Annotated in this window: 6 protein-coding genes; 2 read left to right on the top strand and 4 right to left on the bottom strand. The window is 50.2% G+C overall.

Annotated elements, in window-relative coordinates:
- Window positions 1-422: 422 nt before the first annotated feature.
- The gene (locus ABYP39_RS17010; RefSeq protein WP_372783774.1) at window positions 423-1,274 is read left to right on the top strand and encodes a hypothetical protein; all 852 of its coding nucleotides are present in this window, start codon (window positions 423-425) and stop codon (window positions 1,272-1,274) included.
- 116 nt (window positions 1,275-1,390) lie between these two features.
- Here ABYP39_RS17010 and ABYP39_RS17005 read toward each other — a convergent pair whose 3' ends face one another.
- From ABYP39_RS17005 to ABYP39_RS16995, 3 genes are all read right to left on the bottom strand, one after another.
- Window positions 1,391-1,753, bottom strand: coding sequence for a hypothetical protein (locus ABYP39_RS17005; RefSeq protein WP_372783772.1), 363 nt, complete (start codon window positions 1,751-1,753; stop codon window positions 1,391-1,393).
- Between the two features lie 111 nt (window positions 1,754-1,864).
- Window positions 1,865-2,827: a calcium/sodium antiporter gene (locus ABYP39_RS17000; RefSeq protein ID WP_372783770.1), complete on the bottom strand. Its 963-nt coding sequence runs from the start codon at window positions 2,825-2,827 to the stop codon at window positions 1,865-1,867.
- Window positions 2,828-3,235: 408 nt separating this feature from the next.
- Window positions 3,236-3,691: a hypothetical protein gene (locus ABYP39_RS16995; RefSeq protein ID WP_372783768.1), complete on the bottom strand. Its 456-nt coding sequence runs from the start codon at window positions 3,689-3,691 to the stop codon at window positions 3,236-3,238.
- A gap of 272 nt (window positions 3,692-3,963) precedes the next feature.
- On the opposite strand from ABYP39_RS16995, the gene ABYP39_RS16990 reads away from it, so the two are divergent.
- Complete coding sequence (locus tag ABYP39_RS16990) at window positions 3,964-4,923, top strand: IS110 family transposase (RefSeq protein WP_372783766.1); 960 nt, start codon at window positions 3,964-3,966, stop codon at window positions 4,921-4,923.
- Between the two features lie 53 nt (window positions 4,924-4,976).
- Here ABYP39_RS16990 and ABYP39_RS16985 read toward each other — a convergent pair.
- Window positions 4,977-5,481, bottom strand: a 505-nt coding sequence (locus tag ABYP39_RS16985; RefSeq protein ID WP_372783764.1) for a hypothetical protein, incomplete at its 5' end; no start/stop codon positions are given.

Raw genomic sequence — 5,481 nt, 5'->3', positions numbered from 1 at the left:
CGATAGCGGCAACCCTCCTTCTGACAGGCTGCAAGGCGATGCATCAGGCTGTAGTCAGCCTCGAAAGCGCCAGTCAGTAACGACCGGCCTTGCCCTCTAATCCACCATAGCGCAGCGACGGTATCCCGCCACTATGCCTTTAGGATCCTCGCACCGCCTTTTCGGCGCGCGGCGGCACTAACTGAGACCTACCGCCAACCAAAGATAAGCCGAACAAACAGATTTAGCACACCACATATGTGAAACACATATTTCACTCCATTTAAGCACCCCGCAACATCTCCGCCGAGGCAGCGGTCATCAACTCAAACAGCTATTTAACATAACTCCAGAAACTCCCTAGATACTGCGATGGCTCTACTTGCGCCAATATACATAGGTTTACATATGCGGTGTGCTAATATTGCCTCTCAGGAGGGCCCATGGATCACCGAATTTCTAGTCTGCTGAGCGTCTGCCACCAGCTCGTCAACACCCGGAATCAACTGGTAGACCAGCTGACGAGTGAAAACTTGCCGGCCTGGCTGCCAGATCAAGCTTCGCAGCGATCCGTCGCGATCCAAGCCGCCACCGCACTGTATGCCGATGAGTGCCCTCTTCCACCACGTTCAGGTTTGCTGTGCGTCGGGCAACGCTCCGCTGACATCGCCGCACAGTTCAATATTTATAAGCAAATACTGAAAGAAACCATCCGGTCCCTGAAAGAAGATTTACCTCCCGGGAGAGATAACCGAACCTTTCATGCGCTGCTAACCCAGACGGACTCCCCTCTCTTCCAGCGCGACCCCACCGTAGCAAAAGCGTTGCGACAGGTTCGCTTTGGCGATCTGCATCTCGTTTGGGCCTATCGCCAACTGCGAGTTCTTGATCCCACCGTATTGTCGTTTCGCTGGTGCTGGCATGTAAAACGCCGGGAGGTAATACGCCTCAAGCACGAAGAGGTGGTGCAACTTGCCGAGCGACGAATGAAAGGCAAAGCGAGAGAAGTAACACTGTCACAACTCGCCCGAGAGAACCCGAATCACGATTTTGCCCGGGCGAGAACACAACCGTCACCGCAACTGAAAGCCAACATAGTAGCGCTTCATGAAGGCGAAAAGATTCGCTACAGCATTCCGACGCCCAGCATTGTGCTGATAAATCAGGAGGCGTTACCCGACCTGCGATGGGTAGGAAACGAAGAGCCAGCGAGCAAGCGCGGTGGCAGAAGTGATGCAACCATCGAGAAGGAGCCGTTTATTCCGGCACTTAAGATTTATCGTTATCTTGACTAAGGTCATAGACAGCCAGTGAAACTCAGCGGGTAATATCAAACCACGGCACTTCGATATCACTCCGCAGCAGTGGTGCGCCAAGACAAACTCGTAGCCCCGGCTTGCCGATCTTCGAACTAACTGTCAGGGATGTCACCAAAAAAACCGATAACACAGATGACTTTACCCTGTTCATTGGTCTGCGTTACATCGAACCCTGAGATCAAAAGTTTTCCATGCTGATGGATAGCCCAGTGGTAACGATGAAAATTGTGCTGTGAATCTACACCGCTGGTGCGGAAGTAAACTGCGCCGGGTAACTTGGATCTCACTTCGTGGACATTCTGCTCAAAGCCATCGATACCGGAGACATCAATGGTTGGGTCCACGAAACGAACCTTTGGGTCCAGTGCTTTTTCCAACAGGCTTCGAATCTCGGTAGGGTCTGATGCATTCCAGGCAGCCAGCATTAGGTCGAGTGCTTCAGGATAGCTCTTCATTTGTCATCTCCAATATATCCGCAAGAGAACCTGCGCGCAGAAAACACAAACGCAGCGCCTAAGCCGCAGCAATTAACTAAGCCAAGCTGCCATATCGCACCAATAGCACAGTTATGTGCCAAATACGGTGAAGCTCAGACCGACATACGCAATATAACCCATCAGGAGTAACCCGCCTTCCAGCCTGCCAAGCCGACTGCCCGTATAAAGAAAGACCAATAGAATCAGTGATGTTCCCAACATGACCCATTGGTCAAACTGCAGGATCCGCTCATGGACGGGGAGCGGTTGTAGCAATGCAGAGATTCCGAGTATTCCCAAGAGGTTGAAAATATTGCTGCCCAAGATATTTCCAATAGCCACATCAGCATGTCGACGAAAAGCAGCTATCACAGATATCGACAGCTCCGGCAGCGACGTACCGACAGCAACAAGGGTCAACCCAATAACCGCTTCTGAGACACCAAACGATTCGGCTATTCCTACAGCGCCCTTTAGCAACACTTGTGAACCGGTGATCAGAAGGGCCAAACCCAGAACGACCGCCATCACTATCCATAAAGCAGATTTTGGCAGTGACGTTACTTCCTGTCCTTCAGCCACGTGTAACCCGGCGGATGGCGCATCGCCGGAGCGCTCAGTCCAATAAGCCCAGAACAAATACGCGGCAAGTGACAAAAGAAATATGGCAGCGTCCGCCCTTGCCAACGCATCACCACCGACAAGTACCACAAACAAAATGCTGGCCGCGACAACGGTCACCCCGTCGCGTCGCAAAGCGAGTGGCTTAACCGCCAGCGGGCTTATCACAGCACATAAACCCAGAATCAGCAAAACGTTACTGATGTTACTACCCACAACGTTGCCAACTGCGATGTCGGGGCGCTCACTAAGCGCCGCATCAATTGACACAACCAGTTCCGGGGCAGATGTTCCAAAGCCTACAATCAATAACCCACTCAGCAACGGTGAGATACCCAGTCGGTTTGCTGCCGCTAAAGATCCTCGGATAAGTGCCTCACCGCCACTCGTCAGAAGCAATACGCCTACAGCCACAAACAACAGATTCAACATAACGTGGAGCTTCCGATTACCGGTATATTAATACTTTGAGAAAGGACGCTCTGAGTGGCCTCCCCATGTAAAACGGTTTATACATTTCGTTAATGACCATGCTTGTCCTTATCCAGCCTCGACCGCTTTGCGAGAAAGCACATAATTCAGTGAGGCGCGCCTGGAGCTATTAATAAGTTTTCGCTACCGCAGACAGCGAAACCCACCTGCCGCGAGGATACATTTTTCAGGATAGAAGCGAAAGACATGGCGACCACGGGATATATGTTGAAAAATACCTGCGGTTTACTCAGCAGCTAAAGCGTAGGCTAGTACAGGAAATTTGAATGTAAGCTGTTATGGGTAGCAACAGATATTTTGTAGTGGAGTCGCAAGCGAATTAAAGGAGCCGTCGCGGTGGCTACCTTATTAGGTGGTACCAAAGTGCCGCCTAAGCTTACGATGTCTGTGCTCAAAAAAGAATGCCACTATTTTGTTTGACAGCCAGCCCGCTATCTGGGGTTCGAAAGTCAGCTCATCAGTGAGTGTGTACCCACCTTCACAGGGTGAAATACGTCTTACATGGTTCCAAGTGCGCATAGAACCCATACTAGATTTCTCAAAAAATCCCACCCCTGAATCTATGCTTTCTAGCGTAAAATCTGAATAGTCAAAGGGCATCACCTTGAACAAGAGAAGCCAACTGCGAAACACGGGTTTACCTACCTCAAAAGAGAGCGACTCTAGATCAATAGCTCCCCGAGGAACAGTCATCCGCAAAAAAGGCGCCATTTCATTGGAAATACCCTCTACGGATGTAATCCAACGCCAAAGCTCGCCACGATTAGCTTTTAGATTACTTGAAAATCTTGCTTCGTATTGCATAGTAACGCCCGCATTTGCGGCTGGTTTGGAGCGCAGCGTAAAACCAGTCCGACAACATGCGCTTGTATGATCGAAAAACCATGATTTCCCTGTTTTTCATTTGGCGATAAGGTGAGGCCCAAACCTGTAGCCGCAGGTTTTCGGTACGGCAGCTCGAAACATGCCTGGCGCCGCGTTGCGAGCCCGTTAACAAGCCTGGGCGCCGTACCGATTCGATATCCCAACTCGAACAGTCGAAAGAGCCTCGAGCTCGAATGTAGCAAGGGTGAGTTATGAACACAATTGCCAAAGCTTACAGTGACCCCAGTGGCCGCAATGTCGGTATCGATGTCGGCAAAAGCCAGCTGGATATCCACATACACGAGACAGAAAAATACTGGGTGGTAGAACATTCACCCACCGGCATTCGAAGTCTTGTTTTCCAACTCAAACGTTACAAATTATCGCGCATTGTCGTAGAGGCTACCGGAGGCTATGAACGCGACTTGATAGAAGCTTTCGCTGAGCAGGAGCTGCCGGTCGTGGTTGTACAACCAGCGCAGATCCGCAATTTTGCCAAAGCTGAAGGTGTTCTAGCCAAGACGGACAAACTTGATGCGTCCATTATCGCTCTGTTTGCCGTCAAGATTAAGCCGGAAGTTCGGGCGCTGCCCTCGAAAAATGTTCGCATATTCAAAGATTTGTTGGCAAGAAAGCGACAACTTATGGAAATGCGAACGCAGGAAATCAACCGCTTGCATAAAGCTCAAAAGTACCTCGCACGCTCGCATCGGATCACTATCAAGCTACTAGAAAAGGAAGTTGAGTGGGTGAACGCGAAGCTAGCCGGCGAGCTGTCCAAAATCACTGCATGGAAGATTACCTACGATCTGATCAGCACAGTTCCAGGCATCGGTGACGGAGTAGCCTATACGTTGCTGGGTGAGCTGCCTGAGCTAGGCAGGCTAACCCATCGGCAAATTGCGGCGCTTTGCGGACTCGCCCCCTACAACCGTGACAGTGGAACCATGCGTGGCAAGCGGCGAATCAAAGGTGGTAGAGCGCCCATACGAACCGTGATGTATATGGCCATGCTGTCTGCGATTCAGCACAATCCGATCATGCGCAATTTCTATCAACATCTTGTACGCCAAGGGAAGCACAAGAAGGTCGCGATAACAGCCTGTATGCGCAAGATGATCACGATTCTGAATGCGATGGTTCGCGATCAACAGGAGTGGAAAATGGCGTAGTCATATGCAAAGAATAGTCGGCTAAAGGGTTGACGGCTGATCACAGTCGCTTGTTAGGTTCTTTTCTCTTCAGGGCGATTGATTTCACCAGCCACTTTCCTGTAAAGCAAATGAATCTTAGTACGACATTCTTCGATTTCTTCAAGCTTTCGCTCAATCTCTTCAATCTTGGTATGGACAACAGTGGAGCTAAGTTTTCCTCTCGCCTTGATAAGCAAGCCAGTCACCTCATCTGCTTGCACTTCCTTCGGGCCATCAGGCGAAAGGATTATGCCCCATAGTGCGTGAATTTGATTATTACGCTCACCTCTGAGTCTGTCGGCTACGGAGAGAAGCTCTTTAACTTCTGCGTAGTGATTTTTATACTTTGGCGTTTCATGGCATATCGAAAGAATCGCATCATTCAGAGCGCGGAATGACATATGCTGAGTAATGCACCGACCAGTTCTCGAATCCAAGCCAGAGATCGCCCAGAACATATGCTGGATCGCATTTTCAAGATGAGTCCACCTTACAGCTATAGCACCGATGAGCCGCTCATGTTGAATTGATCTCAGG

This window comes from Litorivivens sp. (genome assembly GCF_041625495.1).
Lineage (GTDB): Bacteria > Pseudomonadota > Gammaproteobacteria > Pseudomonadales > Spongiibacteraceae > Litorivivens.
Note: the sequence above shows the minus strand (reverse complement) of the source record. Positions and strands in the feature narration are given on the sequence as shown.